The organism is Enterobacter sp. SST3 (genome assembly GCF_000286655.1).
Classification (GTDB): Bacteria; Pseudomonadota; Gammaproteobacteria; order Enterobacterales; family Enterobacteriaceae; genus Enterobacter; species Enterobacter roggenkampii.
Genome location: NZ_ALNS01000004.1, coordinates 169,255 through 187,421, shown reverse-complemented (window position 1 = coordinate 187,421; position 18,167 = coordinate 169,255). Strand labels below are relative to the sequence as shown.

Annotated in this window: 19 protein-coding genes and 1 tRNA gene; 15 read left to right on the top strand and 5 right to left on the bottom strand. The window is 55.4% G+C overall.

Translation table 11 applies throughout. The features are described 5' to 3' along the window. Nucleotides 1-54 precede the first annotated feature (54 nt). Nucleotides 55-798 (top strand): SDR family oxidoreductase, encoded by a 744-nt coding sequence (locus B498_RS19005; RefSeq protein WP_008499716.1) that lies wholly within the window; start codon nt 55-57, stop codon nt 796-798. 75 nt (nt 799-873) lie between these two features. On the opposite strand, the gene bglA is transcribed toward B498_RS19005, so the two are convergent. Beyond that, the gene (gene bglA, locus B498_RS19010; RefSeq protein ID WP_008499715.1) at nt 874-2,307 is read right to left on the bottom strand and encodes a 6-phospho-beta-glucosidase BglA; all 1,434 of its coding nucleotides are present in this window, start codon (nt 2,305-2,307) and stop codon (nt 874-876) included. Between the two features lie 116 nt (nt 2,308-2,423). Next, nucleotides 2,424-3,155 (bottom strand): MurR/RpiR family transcriptional regulator, encoded by a 732-nt coding sequence (locus B498_RS19015; protein ID WP_008499714.1) that lies wholly within the window; start codon nt 3,153-3,155, stop codon nt 2,424-2,426. Nucleotides 3,156-3,421: 266 nt separating this feature from the next. On the opposite strand from B498_RS19015, the gene trhA reads away from it, so the two are divergent. Further along, nucleotides 3,422-4,081: a PAQR family membrane homeostasis protein TrhA gene (trhA, locus tag B498_RS19020; protein WP_008499713.1), complete on the top strand. Its 660-nt coding sequence runs from the start codon at nt 3,422-3,424 to the stop codon at nt 4,079-4,081. An 84-nt stretch (nt 4,082-4,165) separates the two neighbouring features. Here the strand turns inward: trhA and ygfZ are convergent, their stop codons facing one another. Next, entirely contained in the window at nt 4,166-5,146 is a 981-nt protein-coding gene (gene ygfZ, locus B498_RS19025; protein WP_008499712.1) for a tRNA-modifying protein YgfZ, read from the bottom strand. Between the two features lie 294 nt (nt 5,147-5,440). On the opposite strand from ygfZ, the gene sdhE reads away from it, so the two are divergent. Beyond that, entirely contained in the window at nt 5,441-5,707 is a 267-nt protein-coding gene (gene sdhE, locus B498_RS19030) for an FAD assembly factor SdhE (RefSeq protein ID WP_006178375.1), read from the top strand. Further along, nucleotides 5,688-6,098 (top strand): protein YgfX, encoded by a 411-nt coding sequence (locus B498_RS19035; RefSeq protein WP_008499711.1) that lies wholly within the window; start codon nt 5,688-5,690, stop codon nt 6,096-6,098. The genes sdhE and B498_RS19035 overlap by 20 nt, the downstream gene beginning before the upstream one ends. A 6-nt stretch (nt 6,099-6,104) precedes the next feature. Here the strand turns inward: B498_RS19035 and fldB are convergent, their stop codons facing one another. After that, nucleotides 6,105-6,626, bottom strand: coding sequence for a flavodoxin FldB (fldB, locus tag B498_RS19040; RefSeq protein WP_008499710.1), 522 nt, complete (start codon nt 6,624-6,626; stop codon nt 6,105-6,107). A 101-nt stretch (nt 6,627-6,727) separates the two neighbouring features. Here fldB and xerD point away from each other — a divergent pair, with 101 nt between their 5' ends. The 5 genes from xerD (at nt 6,728) to lysS (ending at nt 12,821) form a co-directional block, all read left to right on the top strand. Then, entirely contained in the window at nt 6,728-7,624 is an 897-nt protein-coding gene (gene xerD / locus B498_RS19045; RefSeq protein ID WP_008499709.1) for a site-specific tyrosine recombinase XerD, read from the top strand. A 28-nt stretch (nt 7,625-7,652) separates the two neighbouring features. Then, nucleotides 7,653-8,366 carry a bifunctional protein-disulfide isomerase/oxidoreductase DsbC gene (gene dsbC / locus B498_RS19050; protein WP_008499708.1) on the top strand — a complete coding sequence of 238 codons (714 nt, stop codon included), beginning with the start codon at nt 7,653-7,655 and terminating at the stop codon, nt 8,364-8,366. Nucleotides 8,367-8,371: 5 nt separating this feature from the next. Next, entirely contained in the window at nt 8,372-10,105 is a 1,734-nt protein-coding gene (recJ, locus tag B498_RS19055; protein ID WP_008499707.1) for a single-stranded-DNA-specific exonuclease RecJ, read from the top strand. Nucleotides 10,106-10,195: 90 nt separating this feature from the next. Then, nucleotides 10,196-11,294, top strand: a protein-coding gene (gene prfB / locus B498_RS19060) for a peptide chain release factor 2 (RefSeq protein ID WP_095908218.1) whose coding sequence is annotated in 2 segments (ribosomal slippage) — nt 10,196-10,270 and nt 10,272-11,294 — 1,098 coding nt in all. Because the reading frame shifts where the segments join, the coding sequence is not laid out codon by codon here. A gap of 9 nt (nt 11,295-11,303) precedes the next feature. Continuing rightward, nucleotides 11,304-12,821, top strand: a complete 1,518-nt coding sequence (gene lysS, locus B498_RS19065; protein WP_008499705.1) for a lysine--tRNA ligase — start codon at nt 11,304-11,306, stop codon at nt 12,819-12,821. 38 nt (nt 12,822-12,859) lie between these two features. Here the strand turns inward: lysS and idi are convergent, their stop codons facing one another. After that, complete coding sequence (gene idi, locus B498_RS19070) at nt 12,860-13,402, bottom strand: isopentenyl-diphosphate Delta-isomerase (protein WP_008499704.1); 543 nt, start codon at nt 13,400-13,402, stop codon at nt 12,860-12,862. Nucleotides 13,403-13,565: 163 nt separating this feature from the next. Between idi and actS the strand changes: the two genes are divergently transcribed. The 6 genes from actS to B498_RS21980 all read left to right on the top strand — a co-directional run bounded on the left by actS (nt 13,566) and on the right by B498_RS21980 (nt 17,684). After that, nucleotides 13,566-14,309, top strand: coding sequence for an amidase activator ActS (actS, locus tag B498_RS19075; protein ID WP_008499703.1), 744 nt, complete (start codon nt 13,566-13,568; stop codon nt 14,307-14,309). Between the two features lie 80 nt (nt 14,310-14,389). Then, nucleotides 14,390-14,463: transfer RNA gene (locus B498_RS19080), tRNA-Gly, on the top strand. Nucleotides 14,464-14,973: 510 nt separating this feature from the next. After that, nucleotides 14,974-15,411: a hemagglutinin repeat-containing protein gene (locus B498_RS23055; RefSeq protein ID WP_008499702.1), complete on the top strand. Its 438-nt coding sequence runs from the start codon at nt 14,974-14,976 to the stop codon at nt 15,409-15,411. Next, a complete protein-coding gene (locus B498_RS19090; RefSeq protein ID WP_008499701.1) occupies nt 15,383-16,045 on the top strand; it encodes a hemagglutinin repeat-containing protein in 663 nt (220 codons plus the stop codon). Before B498_RS23055 ends, B498_RS19090 begins: the two co-directional genes overlap by 29 nt. After that, on the top strand, nt 16,042-17,499 hold the full coding sequence (locus B498_RS19095) for a VENN motif pre-toxin domain-containing protein (RefSeq protein WP_008499699.1): 1,458 nt from the start codon (nt 16,042-16,044) through the stop codon (nt 17,497-17,499). The genes B498_RS19090 and B498_RS19095 overlap by 4 nt, the downstream gene beginning before the upstream one ends. Then, nucleotides 17,496-17,684: a CPCC family cysteine-rich protein gene (locus tag B498_RS21980; RefSeq protein ID WP_369879017.1), complete on the top strand. Its 189-nt coding sequence runs from the start codon at nt 17,496-17,498 to the stop codon at nt 17,682-17,684. The genes B498_RS19095 and B498_RS21980 overlap by 4 nt, the downstream gene beginning before the upstream one ends. Nucleotides 17,685-18,167: the final 483 nt, after the last annotated feature.

Here is an 18,167-nt window from a genome sequence, read left to right as displayed (position 1 = left end):
ACGTAGGCCGGGTAAGGCGAAGCCGCCACCCGGCTTTTTTATTGGGAGAAGAAAATGGGCATTGCACTTGTGACGGGCGCCAGCCGGGGCATAGGGAAGGCCACTGCGCTGCAGCTGGCCCGCGAAGGCTACACCGTGGCGGTGAACTATCATCACAACATTAAGGCCGCAACGGACGTGATCAACCAGATTGTTGAGGCGGGCGGTAAAGCCTTTGCCGTTCGGGCAGACATCAGTGATGAAGCTCAGGTGCTGGCGATGTTTGAAAGCCTCGATCGTGAAGGCGAGCCGCTGACCGCGCTGGTCAATAATGCGGGGATTCTGTTTGAGCAATCCACCATTGAGAATCTCTCCGCCGAGCGCATTAACCGCGTCCTGGCGACCAACGTCACGGGCTACTTCCTCTGCTGCCGGGAAGCGGTAAAACGCATGTCCTTCAAACATGGCGGCAAGGGCGGGGCGATAGTGAATGTCTCTTCCGCGGCGTCCCGCCTGGGCGCACCGGGGGAATATGTGGATTACGCCGCGTCCAAGGGGGCGGTGGATTCGCTGACAACGGGGCTGTCGCTGGAGGTGGCGACGCAGGGCATTCGCGTCAACTGCGTCCGTCCGGGCCTGATCTATACCGATATTCATGCTTCCGGCGGAGAACCGGGGCGAGTGGATCGCGTGAAAGCGTTACTGCCGATGCAGCGCGGCGGCCAGCCGGAAGAGGTCGCCCAGGCGATTGTCTGGCTGCTGAGCGAAAAGGCGTCGTACGTGACGGGGAGTTTTATTGAGTTAGCGGGCGGGAAATAAGCCGGGTGGCGGCTTCGCCTTACCGGGCCTACTGTTCGTGTAGACCCGGCAAGCGCAGTGCCACCGGGCAAAAAATCACAGCGCCTCGCCGTTGCTGGCAATCACGCCTTTATACCACTCGAAGCTCTTCTTGCGGGAACGCGACATGTCGCCCGTGCCGTCGTCGTGCTTGTTCACGTAGATAAAGCCGTAGCGCTTGCTGTACTGGCCGGTGGTGAACGACACGCAGTCGATACAGCCCCATGGCGTATAGCCCATCAGATCGACGCCATCGTGGGTGACGGCTTTGATCATCTCCTCCACGTGGGCACGCAGGTAGTCGATGCGGTAGTCATCGTTGATGCTGCCGTCTTCTTCCACCTTGTCGTAGGCACCGAAGCCGTTTTCAACGATAAACAGCGGCTTCTGGTAACGCTCGTACAGTTCGCACAGAGAATAGCGCAGGCCCACCGGGTCAATCTGCCAGCCCCAGTCGGACGCCTTCACGTGCGGGTTCGGCACGCTGCCTTCGAAGCCGGAAATGGCATCGCCGGTGCCGCCTTCCGCCTTCACCGCGTTGGTCATGTAGTAGCTGAAGCCCAGGTAGTCGCAGGTGCCTTCGCGCAGGATCTGCTCGTCACCCGCTTCCATTTTGATGGAGAAGCCACGACGCTCCCATTCGTTCAGCACGTAGGACGGGTAGTAGCCGCGCAGCTGGACGTCGGTAAAGACGTAGCGCTCGCGCATGGACTCCTGGGCGAACATCACGTCTTCCGGTTTGCAGGAGTACGGATAGAGCGCCACCATCGCCAGCATGCAGCCGACTTTCATCTCCGGGTTGATGCGGCGCGCGGCTTTCACCGCCAGGGCGCTGGCCACAAACTGGTGGTGCAGGACCTGGTACATGGTCTCTTCCGGATTTTCATGTTCCGTATAGACCACGCCCGAGCAGCAGTAGCCGAACAGCGGGGCGCGCCAGTTACGCTGGTTGTTGATTTCGTTGAAGGTCATCCAGTATTTGACCTTGTTTTTGTAGCGCTCAAAGACCACTTCCGCGAAGCGCACAAAGAAATCGACCACTTTACGGTTGGTCCAGCTGCCGTACTCCTTCACCAGGTGCAGCGGCATTTCGAAGTGGGAGAGGGTGATCACCGGTTCGATGTTGTATTTCAGCAGCTCATCGAACATGTCGTCGTAGAACTTAAGCCCTTCTTCGTTTGGCTGCGTTTCGTCACCGTTCGGGAAGATACGCGTCCAGGCAATCGAGGTGCGGAAACACTTGAAGCCCATCTCGGCAAACAGCTTGATGTCTTCCTTGTAATGGCCGTGAAAATCAATCGCTTCATGGTTGGGATAGTATTTTCCCGGCACCACGTCCTGCGTGATTTCGCGCGGCACGCCGTGTGCGCCGCCGGTTAATACGTCGCAAATGCTTGGCCCTTTGCCGCCTTTGTTCCAGCCGCCTTCAACCTGGTGAGCGGCAACCGCGCCACCCCATAAAAAATCTTTTGGTAAGGTCAATTTTTTCATCGCTGCTATTCTCAATAAATGGCTTATTGGCATCGAGTCTAGCAAAGCGAAATTAAATGTCACGATATAACAAATTGGGCATAATGTGATTTGTCACATCAAAAAAACAGGATGTTTTATTCTGCAAGTTTCTTCGCCAGCTTACGGCCGAGAGATTCCAGAATATAGATGACGGGAATTTGCGTGGTGATATCGTAGACGCCTGCAATACGCGTCTGGGGAACGTGCCAGGAGAGATTAAAGTCCGCCAGTTTTGCGAGACGCGAGTGCTCGTGGCTGGTAATGGAGAGCACCTTGCAGTGATGCAGGCTAAACTGGCTGGCGAAGCGCAGGATCTCCTCGGTCTCACCCGAGACGGAGAGCACAATCGCCAGCGCATTTTTCGCCATGTCATTGGTGACCGGGAAATAAGGGTCATCAATATGGTTACTGAATTTTCCGATATTAGAAAAGAAACGTGCGCCATATTTTGCCAGCGAGCCTGACGTTCCTGCGCCGACAAATATAATGCGTTCCGACGATAAAATAATATCGACCGCATTATCTAATAACGCGTCGAACTCTTCATTATTTACGCTTTTAAAGAAGCTGATAATTTCGCTGGCGCCAAAGTTCGCCTGCTGGGGTTCATTCTGCTCGAGATAGAGCTTAAAGCGCACGCGAAACTCCGAGTAGCCTTCGCAGTTAAGCTTGCGGCAAAAGCGCAGGATAGTGGTCGTCGAGACACCCGCCGCATCCGCCAGCTCGCGGATGGTCATGTACATGACTTTGTCACGGTTTTTAATGACATAGTTGTAGACCATCATCTCCAGGTTATTGAGACTGGCAATGGCGGAGTGGGTGAACATACTCACAATGGCATAACTCTTATTCAGACCTCATGTATCCATCATAACATGCGGCCAGACGGCAGGATCCATTTTTATGCTCTTGATTCTTAATGGTTAAATTTTAATGTGAACAAATGTTAGGTGAAAAATTCATTTATACCTATGATTTTTAGGTATAAATCACTGATGTGAAATTATTTTAGCTAACAGGTGTTCACTGGAATCATTCTCAGTTAGCATAGTGATGCGATGAATAATCATCTTTTGTTTTCCCGGAGTTTTGTATGGTGAGTAGACCATTAATCGCACAGGGATATTCGCTGGCTGAGGAAATAGCCAACAGCATCAGCCACGGCATTGGCCTGGTGTTTGGGATTGTCGGTTTAGTGTTATTGCTGGTGCAGGCGGTAGACGCCGATGCCAGCGCGATGGCGATTACCAGCTACAGCCTCTATGGCGGGAGCATGATCCTGCTGTTTCTGGCCTCGACGCTGTATCACGCGATCCCGCATCAGCGGGCCAAGATGTGGCTCAAGAAGTTTGACCACTGCGCTATCTACCTTCTCATTGCAGGTACCTACACGCCGTTTCTGCTGGTGGGGCTCAACTCACCGCTGTCGCGCGGGCTGATGATCGTTATCTGGAGCCTGGCGCTGCTCGGGATCCTGTTTAAGCTCACCATCGCGCACCGGTTTAAGGTGCTGTCGCTGGTCACCTATCTGACCATGGGCTGGCTGTCGCTGATCGTGGTGTACCAGCTGGCAATCAAACTGTCGATAGGGGGCGTAACGCTTCTGGCCTTAGGCGGCGTGGTGTATTCGCTCGGCGTCATTTTCTACGTCTGCAAGCGCATTCCGTACAACCATGCTATCTGGCACGGCTTTGTGCTGGGCGGCAGCGTGTGCCACTTTTTGGCGATTTATTTGTACGTGGGGCAGGTGTAATTTTTCGTCGGGTGGCGGCTTCGCCTTACCCGACCTACGGGATAAGTAGGCCCGGTAAGCGCAGCGCCACCGGGCGATACAGCATCACTCTTCCAGAGAATACGGCAGCGGCTCGATGCTCAGCGTGTTCACATCGTCACGCACGCGGAACACGCTGTCGGCTTCCATGTCGTTGTTCATAACGGCCTGCACCAGAAGACGTCCATCATCCAGCTGTACGGCGGCTAATACGGTGCCGGTACGGCGCCAGTTTTCACCCATCTTCAGCTCTAAATCTTCCCCTGCTTCAGGTACGCGGCTGGCATGGCCCGCAAGTGTCCATAACGCGCGTTTGTTTGCCCCGCGGAATTTTGCTCGTGCGACCATCTCCTGGCCGGTGTAGCAGCCTTTTTTAAAGCTGATGCCGCCCAGCGCCTGCAGGTTCGTTGCCTGAGGAATAAACTGCGCGCTGTTTGCAGCGTCAATGATCGGCAGACCCGCTTCGATGTTCAGCGCCAGCCACTGCTGGCTGTTGTTGAGCTGCGCTTCGCCGCGCAGCGCTTCGGTCACGCGTTCGGCAGTTGCCGCATCCGTGACTAACAGGAAACGCTCCGCCGGGTGTTCAAACCACAGGATTGAGGTGGCGCCTTCGCTGACGAGCTGCTTTTCGGCATCCGGCAGTTCGCTGAACAGGTTTTTCAGCGCCGCACGCGCCTGGAAGCCGGCCACACCCAGCAGGACATGTTCGTCGTCTGCGGCAATGGTGACTTTGGAAAAGACCGCGTATTTTTTCAGCTCTTTGAGCTGGGCGTCTCGCAGGCTGCGGCGCTCAATAAAGGCAAAGCCGTCCTGACGGCGGAACAGACGCAGGTTGCTCCACATTTTGCCTTTTGGATCGCAATGGGCGGCCAGCAGGTGCTGGTGTTCGGTCATCTGGCTGACGTCGGCGGTCACCTGGCCCTGCAGATATTTTTCGGCGTCGGCACCGGTGAGCGTTGCCAGCGCCCAGTCATCAAGAGAAATAAGCGTCAGCGGCAGACGCGCAGAGGCGGCGGGCTGGCGAGGAGAAAATGGTGTAAAGGCCATAACGATATCCTGAATTGCTTAACGCTTTGATAATGCCTAATGGTAAAAGAGCCTGCAGGCAATGCAAGCGCTTTCAACAGGCCATTTGTGCCATAAACCGGTTCTGCGTAGCGCCACGCAAAATAGTGTAATCCGCTGTGTTTGTAGGGATTATTCTGGAAGCCTGCTCGTTGATCGCAATATTCCAGTAATGAAACGGTCAAAAACACGTTACACTAGCTGGTGTCCCCGTAGAGAAATAAAGAACACCGAATGGGGTACCGACTGTGCCAAACGTAATGCAGGAAACTGAACATGGATATTAACAACAAGGCCCGTATTCACTGGGCGTGCCGTCGCGGCATGCGTGAACTTGATATTTCCATCATGCCTTTCTTCGAATATGAGTATGACACCTTAAGCGACGACGATAAGCGTCTGTTTGTTCGCCTGCTTGAGTCTGACGATCCGGATTTATTCAACTGGCTGATGAACCACGGCAAACCCGCCGACACCGAGTTGCAACGGATGGTGCAATTAATTCAAACACGGAATCGGGAACGTGGTCCTGTGGCAATCTGATCTTCGCGTCTCGTGGCGCTCGCAGTGGATGTCTTTATTGCTCCACGGCCTGGTTGCGACCATTGTGTTACTGATGCCGTGGCCGCTGAGCTATACGCCGCTGTGGCTGCTGCTACTTTCGTTTGTCGTTTTTGACAGCGTACGCAGCCAGCGTCGCATTAATGCCCGTCAGGGAGAGATCAAGTTACTGATGGATTCCCGCCTGCGCTGGCAGGGAAAAGAGTGGGATATTCTCGGTATGCCCTGGATGCTCAACTGCGGCATGATGTTACGGCTACGCAAGGTGGACGGCGGGCGTTGCCAGCATCTGTGGCTGGCGGCTGACAGTATGGATGCTGCTGAGTGGCGAGACCTGCGCCGGATGCTATTGCAACAGACGACGCAGGGGTAATACGCGTTAGCTAAACTTTTCTGCCATTTCGCCGAGAATCTGCTCGCACCAGGTTTGCAGACGTTCATCGCTAAGATCGTACTGGTTGGTTTCATCCAGCGCGAGCCCAACAAACAGCTCGCCGTCGGCAATAATCGGTTTTTTACTGGTGAACTCGTAACCTTCGGTTGGCCAGTAGCCGATGAACGACACCCCTTTCGGCGCGAGCTTGTCGTGCAGCATGCCGAGTGCGTCCAGGAACCATTCCCCGTAACCCAGCTGATCTCCCATGCCGTACATGGCAATGATCTTGCCGTCGAGATTGACTGAATCGAGTTGATCCCAGATGGCTTCCCAGTCTTCCTGTATCTCACCAAAATCCCAGGTTGGGATGCCCAGGATCAGCACATCGTACTGTTCCATCAGCGCGACCGCGTCATCTTTCAGGTTATGCAACGTCACCAGTTCCGGGCCAATGATGTCGCGAATTTTCTCTGCCGCCATTTCGGTGTAGCAGGTGCTGGAACCATAGAACAGACCAATATTCATCGCGTAACTATCTCAATTCATGCTTTGACTTTGCGCGTAGTGTACCAGAAACCGGTCACAATCAGGCATAATGGCCAGACTGCAGAATCAAAGGGGCTGATGTGGAAAAGGATCTCGCACTCGTTGAACAGTTTCTCGACGCGCTGTGGCTGGAAAAAAATCTGGCCGAGAATACGCTCAGCGCCTACCGGCGCGATCTTACCATGCTGGTGGAGTGGCTGGCCCGTCGGCAGCTCTCGCTGGCGAGCGCGCAAAGCGACGACCTGCAGGCGCTGCTCGGTGAACGTGTAGAAGGGGGATACAAAGCCACCAGCTCTGCACGCTTGCTCAGCGCCATGCGTCGGCTGTTCCAGCATCTCTACCGTGAGAAGATCCGCGAAGACGATCCCAGCGCGCTGCTGGCATCCCCGAAACTTCCGCAGCGGCTGCCGAAAGATCTCAGCGAAGCACAAGTTGAGAGATTATTACAGTCACCGGCTGTTGACCTGCCGCTGGAGTTACGCGATAAAGCCATGCTTGAGCTATTGTATGCTACCGGCCTGCGCGTTTCGGAGCTGGTTGGCCTGACGATGAGTGACATCAGCCTGCGTCAGGGCGTGGTGCGCGTCATCGGTAAAGGAAACAAGGAAAGGCTGGTTCCGCTGGGCGAAGAGGCGGTTTACTGGCTGGAAACGTATCTGGAGCACGGTCGCCCGTGGCTGCTCAACGGCGCGTCTATCGACGTTCTGTTTCCGAGCCAGCGCGCACAGCAGATGACGCGGCAAACGTTCTGGCATCGCATCAAGCATTACGCCACACTGGCCGGTATCGACAGTGAAAAGCTTTCGCCGCACGTATTGCGTCATGCCTTCGCGACGCATCTGCTCAACCACGGCGCGGATTTACGCGTGGTGCAGATGCTGCTGGGACATAGCGATCTTTCCACGACGCAAATTTACACCCATGTCGCGACGGAACGCCTGCGGCAGCTACACCAACAGCACCACCCTCGTGCGTGAGTGCCGACGAATTGTAACAGGATCAACTATGAAAAAGAGTTTCGCGCTATTCACCCTGCTGGCAGCCTCCTTTACCGGTTTCGCCCATGCTGACGACGCCGCTATCAAACAGTCGCTCGCTAAGCTTGGCGTCACCGGCAGCGATATTCAGCCAGCACCGGTCGCCGGGATGAAAACGGTACTGACCAACAGCGGCGTGCTGTACGTCACCGAAGACGGTAAACACATTATTCAGGGGCCAATGTACGACGTGAGCGGCGCGCAGCCGGTCAACGTGACCAACCAGCTGCTGATGAAAAACCTGAACGCGCTCGAAAAAGAGATGATCGTCTATAAGGCGGCGCAGGAAAAACACGTTATTACCGTCTTCACCGATATCACCTGCGGCTACTGCCACAAGCTGCATGAAGAGATGAAAGACTACAACGCGCTGGGTATTACCGTGCGTTACCTGGCCTTCCCGCGCGCGGGCGTGCAGAGCCAGCCGGAGCAGGACATGAAGGCCATCTGGTGTGCAAAAGACCGCAACAAAGCGTTTGACGACGCGATGAACGGCAAAGGCGTTAAGCCGGCCTCCTGCGACATTGATATCGCTAACCACTACGCGCTGGGCGTGCAGTTTGGCGTGAGCGGTACGCCAGCGATTGTCCTGAGCAACGGGTACGTCGTTCCGGGCTATCAGGGACCAAAAGAGATGAAAGAGTTCCTCGACGCGCACCAGAAACAGGTTAGTGGTAAATAATCCGCGTGAAAGCCCCGATAAAATTGCGCCGCCGCGAGGCGGTTGAACCGATTGATTTGCCGGACGATCTCCCGCCGCTACTGAAGCGCCTCTACGCCAGCCGCGGCGTGCGTCGTGCTGAGGATCTTGAACGTAGCGTAAAAGGGATGCTGCCCTGGCAGCAGCTGAACGGCATCGAAAAAGCCACTGAAATGCTCTACAACGCCCTGCGTGAGAACACGCGTATTGTGGTAGTAGGGGATTTCGACGCCGACGGCGCAACCAGCACCGCGCTGAGCGTGCTCAGCCTGCGCGCGCTGGGCTGCGATAACGTCACGTATCTGGTGCCGAACCGTTTTGAAGACGGCTACGGACTCAGCCCGGAAGTGGTCGATCAGGCCCACGCCCGCGGTGCGCAGATGATCATGACCGTCGATAACGGGATCTCTTCCCATGCGGGGGTCGATCATGCCCACGCGCTGGGGATCCCGGTGCTGGTTACCGATCACCATCTCCCCGGTGAAACGCTGCCTGCCGCCGACGCGATTATTAACCCCAACCTGCGCGACTGTGATTTTCCGTCGAAATCCCTCGCGGGCGTAGGCGTGGCGTTTTATCTGATGCTGGCGCTGCGTACCCTATTACGCGATAAGGGCTGGTTCGACTCCCGCGGTATTGCCGCACCGAACCTGGCCGAATATCTCGATCTGGTGGCGCTGGGTACCGTCGCGGACGTGGTCCCGCTCGATACCAATAACCGTATTTTGACCTGGCAGGGCTTAAGCCGTATCCGAGCGGGCAAGTGCCGTCCGGGGATCAAGGCGCTGCTGGAAATCGCCAACCGCGACCCGCTCAAGCTGGCGGCAAGCGATTTGGGCTTTGCCCTCGGTCCACGCCTGAACGCGGCCGGAAGACTGGACGATATGTCCGTTGGCGTCGCGCTGCTGCTGTGCGACAACCTCGGTGAGGCGCGCGTGCTGGCCAACGAGCTGGACGCCCTGAACCAGACACGTAAAGAGATTGAGCAGGGAATGCAGGCCGAAGCGCTGACCCTGTGTGAAAAGCTTGAACGCAGCGGCGATACGCTGCCGGGCGGCCTGGCAATGTACCATCCCGAGTGGCATCAGGGCGTGGTCGGCATTCTGGCGTCGCGCATCAAAGAGCGCTTCCACCGCCCGGTGATCGCCTTCGCCCCCGCGGGCGACGGCACGCTGAAAGGCTCTGGCCGCTCGATTCAGGGCCTGCATATGCGCGACGCGCTGGAGCGTCTCGATACGCTGTATCCGGGCCTGATGATCAAGTTCGGCGGCCATGCGATGGCGGCAGGCCTGTCGCTGGAAGAGGCGAAATTCGACGAGTTTCAGCGCCTGTTCGGCGAGCTGGTCACCGACTGGATTGACCCGGCCCTGCTGCAGGGTGAAGTGGTGTCCGATGGCGAGCTTTCACCGCTTGAGATGACGATGGACGTGGCGCAAATGCTCCGCGATGCCGGTCCATGGGGGCAGATGTTCCCGGAACCGCTGTTCGATGGCCGTTTCCGCCTGCTGCAGCAGCGCATCGTCGGCGAACGTCATCTGAAGGTGATGGTTGAGCCGGTCGGCGGCGGCCCGCTGCTGGACGGCATTGCCTTTAACGTTGACACGGCGGTATGGCCGGACAACGGCGTGCGCGAGGTCGAGCTGGCGTACAAACTGGACATCAACGAGTTTCGCGGTAACCGCACCCTTCAGATCATCATCGACAATATCTGGCCAATTTAGCGGCAGTAATCTCTATAAAAAAGGGCGTGGATTCGGTACAATCCCGCTCTTATCACCGCATTTTGACAAGTCCATAAAAGAAAACAGACCATGTTTGAAATTAATCCGGTAAAAAACCGTATTCAGGACCTCACGGAGCGCTCTGACGTTCTTAGGGGGTATCTTTGACTACGATGCCAAGAAAGAGCGTCTTGAAGAAGTAAACGCCGAGCTGGAACAGCCGGACGTCTGGAACGAACCTGAACGCGCACAGGCGCTGGGTAAAGAGCGTTCCTCTCTCGAAGCTATCGTAGATACGCTGGATCAAATGGCCCAGGGGCTGGAAGATGTTTCCGGTTTGCTGGAGCTGGCCGTCGAAGCCGACGACGAAGAAACCTTTAACGAAGCCGTAGCAGAACTCGACGTGCTGGAAGAGAAGCTGGCGCAGCTTGAATTCCGTCGCATGTTCTCCGGCGAATACGACAGCGCTGACTGCTATCTCGATATTCAGGCAGGTTCCGGCGGTACCGAAGCGCAGGACTGGGCCAGCATGCTGATGCGTATGTATCTGCGCTGGGCCGAAGCGCGCGGCTTCAAAACCGAAATTATCGAAGAGTCAGAAGGTGAAGTGGCCGGTATTAAATCCGTGACCATTAAGATCATCGGTGATTATGCCTACGGCTGGCTGCGCACCGAAACCGGCGTTCACCGCCTGGTGCGTAAGAGCCCGTTCGACTCCGGCGGCCGTCGTCATACCTCCTTCAGCTCCGCGTTTGTTTACCCGGAAGTTGATGAAGATATCGATATCGAAATCAACCCGGCGGACCTGCGTATCGACGTTTATCGCGCATCCGGCGCGGGCGGCCAGCACGTTAACCGTACGGAATCGGCGGTGCGTATTACCCACATTCCAACCGGGCTGGTCACGCAATGCCAGAACGACCGTTCCCAGCATAAGAACAAAGACCAGGCCATGAAGCAGATGAAAGCGAAGCTTTATGAGCTGGAGATGCAGAAGAAAAATGCTGAGAAACAGGCGATGGAAGACAACAAGTCTGACATCGGCTGGGGCAGCCAGATCCGTTCTTACGTCCTTGATGACTCCCGCATCAAAGACCTGCGTACCGGGGTTGAAACCCGCAACACGCAGGCGGTGCTGGACGGCAGCCTGGACCAATTTATCGAAGCAAGTTTGAAAGCAGGGTTATGAGGAACCAACATGTCTGAACAACAAGCACAGGGCGCTGACGCGGTAGTCGATCTTAACAACGAACTGAAAACCCGCCGCGAGAAGCTGGCAGCGCTGCGCGAGCAGGGCGTGCCGTTCCCGAACGATTTTCGTCGTGACCACACCTCAGACCAACTGCACGCTGACTTCGACGCGAAAGAGAACGAAGAGCTGGAAGCGCTGAACGTTGAAGTGGCCGTTGCGGGCCGCATGATGACCCGTCGTATCATGGGTAAAGCCTCCTTCGTGACCCTGCAGGACGTTGGCGGCCGCATTCAGCTGTACGTGTCCCGTGACGATCTGCCGGAAGGCATCTACAACGAGCAGTTCAAGAAGTGGGACCTGGGCGATATTCTGGGCGCGAAAGGTAAACTGTTCAAAACCAAAACCGGTGAACTGTCTATCCACTGCACCGAGCTGCGTCTGCTGACCAAAGCCCTGCGCCCGCTGCCGGACAAATTCCACGGCCTGCAGGATAAGGAAGCGCGCTATCGTCAGCGTTATCTGGATCTCATCTCTAACGATGAATCCCGCAAGACCTTCAAAATTCGCTCCCAGATCATGGCCGGTATCCGCCAGTTCATGGTGAACCGCGACTTTATGGAAGTGGAAACCCCGATGATGCAGGTGATCCCTGGCGGCGCGTCTGCGCGTCCGTTCATCACCCATCACAACGCCCTGGACCTGGACATGTACCTGCGTATCGCGCCGGAACTGTACCTGAAGCGTCTGGTGGTTGGTGGTTTTGACCGCGTGTTCGAGATCAACCGTAACTTCCGTAACGAAGGGATCTCCGTTCGTCATAACCCAGAGTTCACCATGATGGAACTCTATATGGCGTACGCGGATTACAAAGATCTGATCGAGCTGACCGAATCCCTGTTCCGTACCCTGGCGCAGGATATTCTGGGCACCACGCAGGTTCCTTACGGTGAAGAAGTCTTCGACTTCGGCAAGCCGTTCGAAAAACTGACCATGCGCGAAGCGATCAAGAAGTACCGTCCGGAAACCAACATGGCGGATCTGGATAACTTCGATTCTGCGAAAGCGATCGCCGAAAGCATCGGTATCAAGGTTGAGAAGAGCTGGGGTCTGGGCCGTATCGTGACCGAGATCTTCGAAGAAGTGGCCGAAGCGCACCTGATTCAGCCGACCTTCATTACCGAGTACCCGGCTGAAGTCTCTCCGCTGGCGCGTCGTAATGACCAGAACCCTGAAATCACTGACCGCTTCGAATTCTTCATCGGCGGCCGTGAAATCGGCAACGGCTTTAGCGAGCTGAACGATGCGGAAGACCAGGCTCAGCGCTTCCAGGATCAGGTTGACGCGAAGGCGGCAGGCGACGACGAAGCGATGTTCTTCGACGAAGACTACGTGACCGCGCTGGAGCACGGCCTGCCACCAACGGCGGGTCTGGGTATTGGTATCGACCGTATGGTGATGCTGTTCACCAACAGCCATACCATCCGCGACGTGATCCTGTTCCCGGCGATGCGCCCGGTCAAGTAAGACGTTAAGATGTAAAAAAAGCCCCGAAAGGGGCTTTTTTATTGCGCCGCGAAGGCTATGAGTTTTTCGCGGGCGGTCGTCGCTTCCATGACCATCCACGGGCTAAAGGCCCAGGGCGTCGCGTCCAGCGCGCGGAATAGCGCATCAAGCTCAACCCACTGATAGTCCATCACTTCATCTTCGTTTATCGTCACGTCATTGGTAATGCGTGCGGCGAATACCGGGCAAATTTCGTTTTCCACGATCCCGGACGGGTCGGTTTCCCGATAGCGAAATTCAGGGGCGACGGCGGTGATATCGGTCAGTTCTGCGCCCACTTCGAAGCGGCAGCGGCGGATTATCGCCTGGACTGTCTCTTCGCCCGACTGCGGGTGGCCGCAGACGGAGTTGGTCCAGACGCCGGGCCAGGCTTTTTTGCTTAAGGCGCGTCGGGTGATCAGACATTCGCCTTTTGCGTTAAAAAGCCAGGAAGAGAACGCCAGATGCAGCGGGGTATGTAACGTGTGCGCGGCATATTTTTCCTGAGTGCCAATCACCATTCCCTGGTCGTTTACCAAAATAACGTGTTCTTGAATACTCATTGATGCTCCAGTGCCAAATTGCCGAGTGGTTCAGCACCATCAGCCGAAGCATTATACTGCATTCTTATACGAACGGTTTGGCTCGTAGAGCGGAAAAGGGAATGACCCCTGTTCGTTTTGGCTGTTATCATAGTGCGCCATTCACGCTGACCGAGGATCTGTTTTGTTTGCAGGAAGCCTGACGAGAAAACCCCTTACCGCTATTTTTTGCCTGACGCTGACGCTATTACTGGCGGGCTGTTCAGGGAGCAAATCTTCGGATACGGGAAGCTATTCCGGTTCGGTCTACACCGTCAAACGCGGGGACACTCTGTACCGGATTTCGCGCGCAACGGGGACCCGCGTGAAGGATCTGGCGCGTCTGAATAACCTTTCTCCGCCCTACACCATCGAGGTGGGGCAGCAGCTGAAGGTTAGCGGCGGATCGTCCTCCGGTAAAAAATCCTCTTCGAAAGGCAAAACCGCCAAAGTGACGCCGTCCTATCAGGTGCCACAATCGTCATGGCCGCCGGTTGGACAGCGCTGCTGGATTTGGCCTGCCAGCGGTAAAGTGGTCGCCCCTTACTCACTCTCTGAAGGTGGCAACAAGGGTATTGATATCGCCGCTGCGCGCGGTACGCCGGTTTATGCCTCCGGAGCCGGGAAGGTGGTTTACGTGGGTAACCAGCTGCGCGGCTACGGTAACCTGATCATGATTAAGCATGGGGAAGACTACATCACGGCCTATGCGCACAACGACACGATGCTGGTCAACAACGGGCAGAACGTCAAAGCCGGGCAGAAGATTGCCACCATGGGCAGCACCGGTACGGATTCAGTGAAGCTGCATTTCCAGATCCGCTATAAGGCGACGGCCATCGATCCGCAGCGCTATCTTCCTGCGCCCGGCAGCAAACCGAAGTGCTAAGTGATTATTTAATCGCCGGTTAGTTGTGAAGAGGCTTGTATGAAGGTGCGTAAGGTCTATAATGCCTTACGCACCTCAAAGCGGGCGTAGTTCAATGGTAGAACGAGAGCTTCCCAAGCTCTATACGAGGGTTCGATTCCCTTCGCCCGCTCCAGAATTTCTTGATGTGATCCTCCTCTGTCTATTTTTTAACCAGACCATCCTTTTCCATCCAGGTATCGTCATGCTGTTGTTTGATCGCTTCAACGAAGTTATCACGCATGCCTCCATATTCAGCACTGAGTTATCAGGTGTCATCAGAATTTGCAGCACGATGAATGCAACGGATAATTTAATCTACGCTGCAAGCTCATGTTTATATCTAACTATTGGAAGGGGTGGTTAAAATTTTTTGAAAGAAGAAACAATCAGGCAATAATAAAAAATTCCGATATGACGCTCTTCGTCATAACGGTTTTTTTAAACTTAACGCAAATATTACTACCAATTATAGTAGCCCTCTTTTTGAGACTATTCCCTATTGCGCCAGAGCTGGCATATTGAGGAAAACAAAAACTATTATCCTTTAATATGCGCTATTACAGCAAAGCCGTCTTTTTTTGCTCGTTTTATTTTTTTGCTCTCTGAGCCATGCAGCCCCCTTACTCCTGCTGACCGGGACACAATGCGTCAGCAGCAGGAGGAACTGTTATTAAAGAGCCAGCAACAGCGTGAGGAGCTGGAGCGGAGTATTCCTCGCCCTGCGCCCGCCAGACCGCTGCCTGTTTCCGGCTCCGGACCCTGTTTCACCATTCATACCATTACCCTTTCCGGTGCGACCTTAATCTCCCCAATAACCCGGCAGAACCTTGTCGCGCAGGCCGGTAACGATCTCTCCCTGTCAGGTACGGATATCCGTGCCGGTAAATCGGTCTCACTCAGTGGCGAAAATGTCCTCATGGGGGTGAGCCGGGATACCCGCGACGGTGAAAACCACAGCAGCAGCGCCCAGAATGGTGTGACGGCATCTGCTGGCGGCTGGGCTGTTGAGGCTGCTAAAGCCGCAGAGACGGCTGCCCGCAGCGCAGGGCGCTATGCCGGACTCGTCGCTCGTCAAGGCTAAAGTGTCTTTAACGGCGGGGACGTCCTCTCAGGACAGTCGTTACAACAGTACCGACACGCAGGGCACCACCATTAATGCCGGTGAGAATGTCTCTGTCCGTGCCGGAAATGACATTGCCGGTATTGGGGTACAGATCGCGGGTAAACACGTGGCGCTGGATGCGGGGCGCGATATTCTGTTGTCTGCCTCCCAGAACACAACCCTCTCTGAGAGTAAAAACAGCGTTAGCCAGTTCAGCGTTGGTGTTGGTGTGAGCCTGATTGGTGCGCAAAACGGCATCTCGGTGGAGCTGGGAGCGTCACAGTATAAGGGTAAGGAAAACAGCCAGTCACAGCGCAATACGAACAGCGTTGTCCATGCTGATGAACAGCTTACGGTGAACAGCGGACGCGATCTCACCATCAGCAGCGTGCAGGATACAGCCAGTTATAACAGCAAGCAGTCTTCGTCAGGCGCGTCCCTCAGTCTGTGCATACCGCCACTGTGTTATGGTGCCTTTTCCGGTAGCGTCAGTGCATCGGTGAGAATATCACCCAGAATGGTAAGAGCGTCGCTGAACAGAGCGGGATATTCGCAGGCAAGGGCGGCTTTGCCGTCACCACCGGAAATCATACCCAGCTTGACGGAGCGGTGATTGCATCCACGGCGTCTGCAGATAAAAATAGCCTCGACACCGGTACGCTGGGTTTCAGTAATCTCCACAACGAGAGCCAGACCAGCGGCAACGGCTACACGGTGGCGCTTTCCGGCAGCGCGGGCGGCAGCGGGAACGGTGAAAACCGCAACCTGGCACCGGCCATCGGTACGGGCCAGGCAAAAGAGAGCCACACCGGCACGACCTCATCAGCGGTGAGTGGCGGTAGCATTGTCATTCGCAACCCGGCGGGACAGAAACAGGATATTGCTGACCTGAACCGTGATACGGCTGACGCCCACCACGGCGTGGACGTGAACGGTGATGTGCAGAAGGTAAGGGATAACCTGGCGGTCCAGAGCGAAGGCGCGGCGCTGGCCACCTCTGCGCTGGATGCTTACGGCAAGTATGCGGAGCAGAAAGCGCGGGAATCCAATGCGGTGCTGGGCGCGAAGCTGGCGTCAGAAGGAAAACTGCAGGGCGATACGCCGCAGGAGCAGGAAGCGTTCCTGAAGACGCAGCCCGGATATCAGAATACCGAGTACGGTCCGGGGAGTGCCTTCTGGACTAAGGGCAGTGCCGCGGCGGGATTACTGGCAGGTGCGCTTGGCGGTAACCTGAAGGCAGGTGCGGCAGCGGGGGCGGCCCCTCTGCTGGCGACCCTGGTCAAGGAGCAGAAAGATCCGACAGCCCGTGCCGCGCTGCACGGTATTGTGGCTGCGGCGCTGACGCAGCTGAGTGGCGGGAGCAGTGCGGATGGCCTGAAGGCTGGTGCCATAGGGGCCATTACGGCCTCGGCGATGACTGACCATCTGGTCAGCGCGCTGTATGGAGATAAAAAATCCAGTGACCTGACGGCAGAGGAGAAACGGCTGGTCAGTAGCCTCGTGAGTATCGCAGGTGGTCTGGCGGGCGCAGCAGTGACGGATGGCAGTGTCTCCATGGCGGCGACGGCGTCGGAAACGGCGAAGGTGGAGGTTGAGAATAACACGCTGAGTCCTGGCCATGATGAGGAAGAGCTTGAGAAAGAGCACGGCGACCGCCTCCCAAAAGTCTACAACATTGCCAGGCCTGGGGTGTTGTTTGACGAAGATGGTAAGCCGCTTCCTGGAACTGCTGGTCTTGGGATTGGGGCTGTTCCGATTGGTGGTAAATCTAAAGATACTCAGATTTGGACAGAAACCAAGAAAGCAAAACCTGTGGGTAATGCCTATGGACACTGGACAAAACATGGGAAAGAATTTCCTGAGTATCAGAATGCTAAGCAATATGTTGATGCTGCCCATAATTTTATGACAACCCCACCGCAAGGTACCTTAACTAAAACTCGCCCTAACGGAGACACGCTGTATTACAATCCTGCGACTAATGTCTTTGCTTCAAAAGATATAAATGGTGTACCGCGTACAATGTTTAAACCAGAGAAAGGTCTCGAATATTGGAAAAAACAATGATGAATAATGGCTCTTATCCTTGTCCATGCTGTGGAAATAAAACAATTGATGAGCTGGGTTGTTATGAAATTTGCCCTGTATGTGGGTGGGAAGATGACCCTGTACAATCGGCTGATCCAGATTTTTCTGGCGGGGCAAACTCTTCGAATTTAAATGAGGCGAAACGAGCATTTAACAAACAGTAACTGATAAAACGATCCCAGCTCAATGGCTGGGATCGTTTTATCAGCCTTTAACCCCTTGAAACGCTTAACAGCGAAAAAAGTTGCAGCAGCAGATGTACCTTAGCAAAAACACCCTGTAAGTCACTGACTGAACAGGGAAAAATGTGTTGTTCCTGCCGGAATGCACAGGAAAGAGTTGTTGTTGAGAATAACACGCTGAACAGCGCAATGTGTGCACAGGAGCCGTGGGCATGCAGAAATCCATTGCTGGAAGGTGGTGGGTTTGGGCCAGGAGGCGGGACTGCTGCCGCCACTGGTGCAGGTGTAGCAATCGGTGAAGCGCTGACTAATGATAAAGAACAGCCAAATACTGGCGCAAATTGGACGGATGAAGAAAAGGCAGAACTGGGGGAGCGGGATCAGGCACGCCGGGGGGCTGGGAGCCGCAGGATGAGGAGAATGCTCGGAATAACAGGGCTTCTACTGCCCCATCAAAAGATCGCC

Bases quoted from the DNA above. Each gene is read 5' to 3' on its own strand.
- B498_RS19005 (WP_008499716.1), top strand. From the start codon at position 55: ATGGGCATTGCACTTGTGACGGGCGCCAGCCGGGGCATAGGGAAGGCC.
- bglA (WP_008499715.1), bottom strand. From the start codon at position 2,307: ATGAAAAAATTGACCTTACCAAAAGATTTTTTATGGGGTGGCGCGGTT.
- B498_RS19015 (WP_008499714.1), bottom strand. From the start codon at position 3,155: ATGTTCACCCACTCCGCCATTGCCAGTCTCAATAACCTGGAGATGATG.
- trhA (WP_008499713.1), top strand. From the start codon at position 3,422: ATGGTGAGTAGACCATTAATCGCACAGGGATATTCGCTGGCTGAGGAA.
- ygfZ (WP_008499712.1), bottom strand. From the start codon at position 5,146: ATGGCCTTTACACCATTTTCTCCTCGCCAGCCCGCCGCCTCTGCGCGT.
- sdhE (WP_006178375.1), top strand. From the start codon at position 5,441: ATGGATATTAACAACAAGGCCCGTATTCACTGGGCGTGCCGTCGCGGC.
- fldB (WP_008499710.1), bottom strand. From the start codon at position 6,626: ATGAATATTGGTCTGTTCTATGGTTCCAGCACCTGCTACACCGAAATG.
- dsbC (WP_008499708.1), top strand. From the start codon at position 7,653: ATGAAAAAGAGTTTCGCGCTATTCACCCTGCTGGCAGCCTCCTTTACC.
- lysS (WP_008499705.1), top strand. From the start codon at position 11,304: ATGTCTGAACAACAAGCACAGGGCGCTGACGCGGTAGTCGATCTTAAC.
- idi (WP_008499704.1), bottom strand. From the start codon at position 13,402: ATGAGTATTCAAGAACACGTTATTTTGGTAAACGACCAGGGAATGGTG.
- B498_RS23055 (WP_008499702.1), top strand. From the start codon at position 14,974: ATGCGTCAGCAGCAGGAGGAACTGTTATTAAAGAGCCAGCAACAGCGT.
- B498_RS19090 (WP_008499701.1), top strand. From the start codon at position 15,383: ATGCCGGACTCGTCGCTCGTCAAGGCTAAAGTGTCTTTAACGGCGGGG.
- B498_RS21980 (WP_369879017.1), top strand. From the start codon at position 17,496: ATGATGAATAATGGCTCTTATCCTTGTCCATGCTGTGGAAATAAAACA.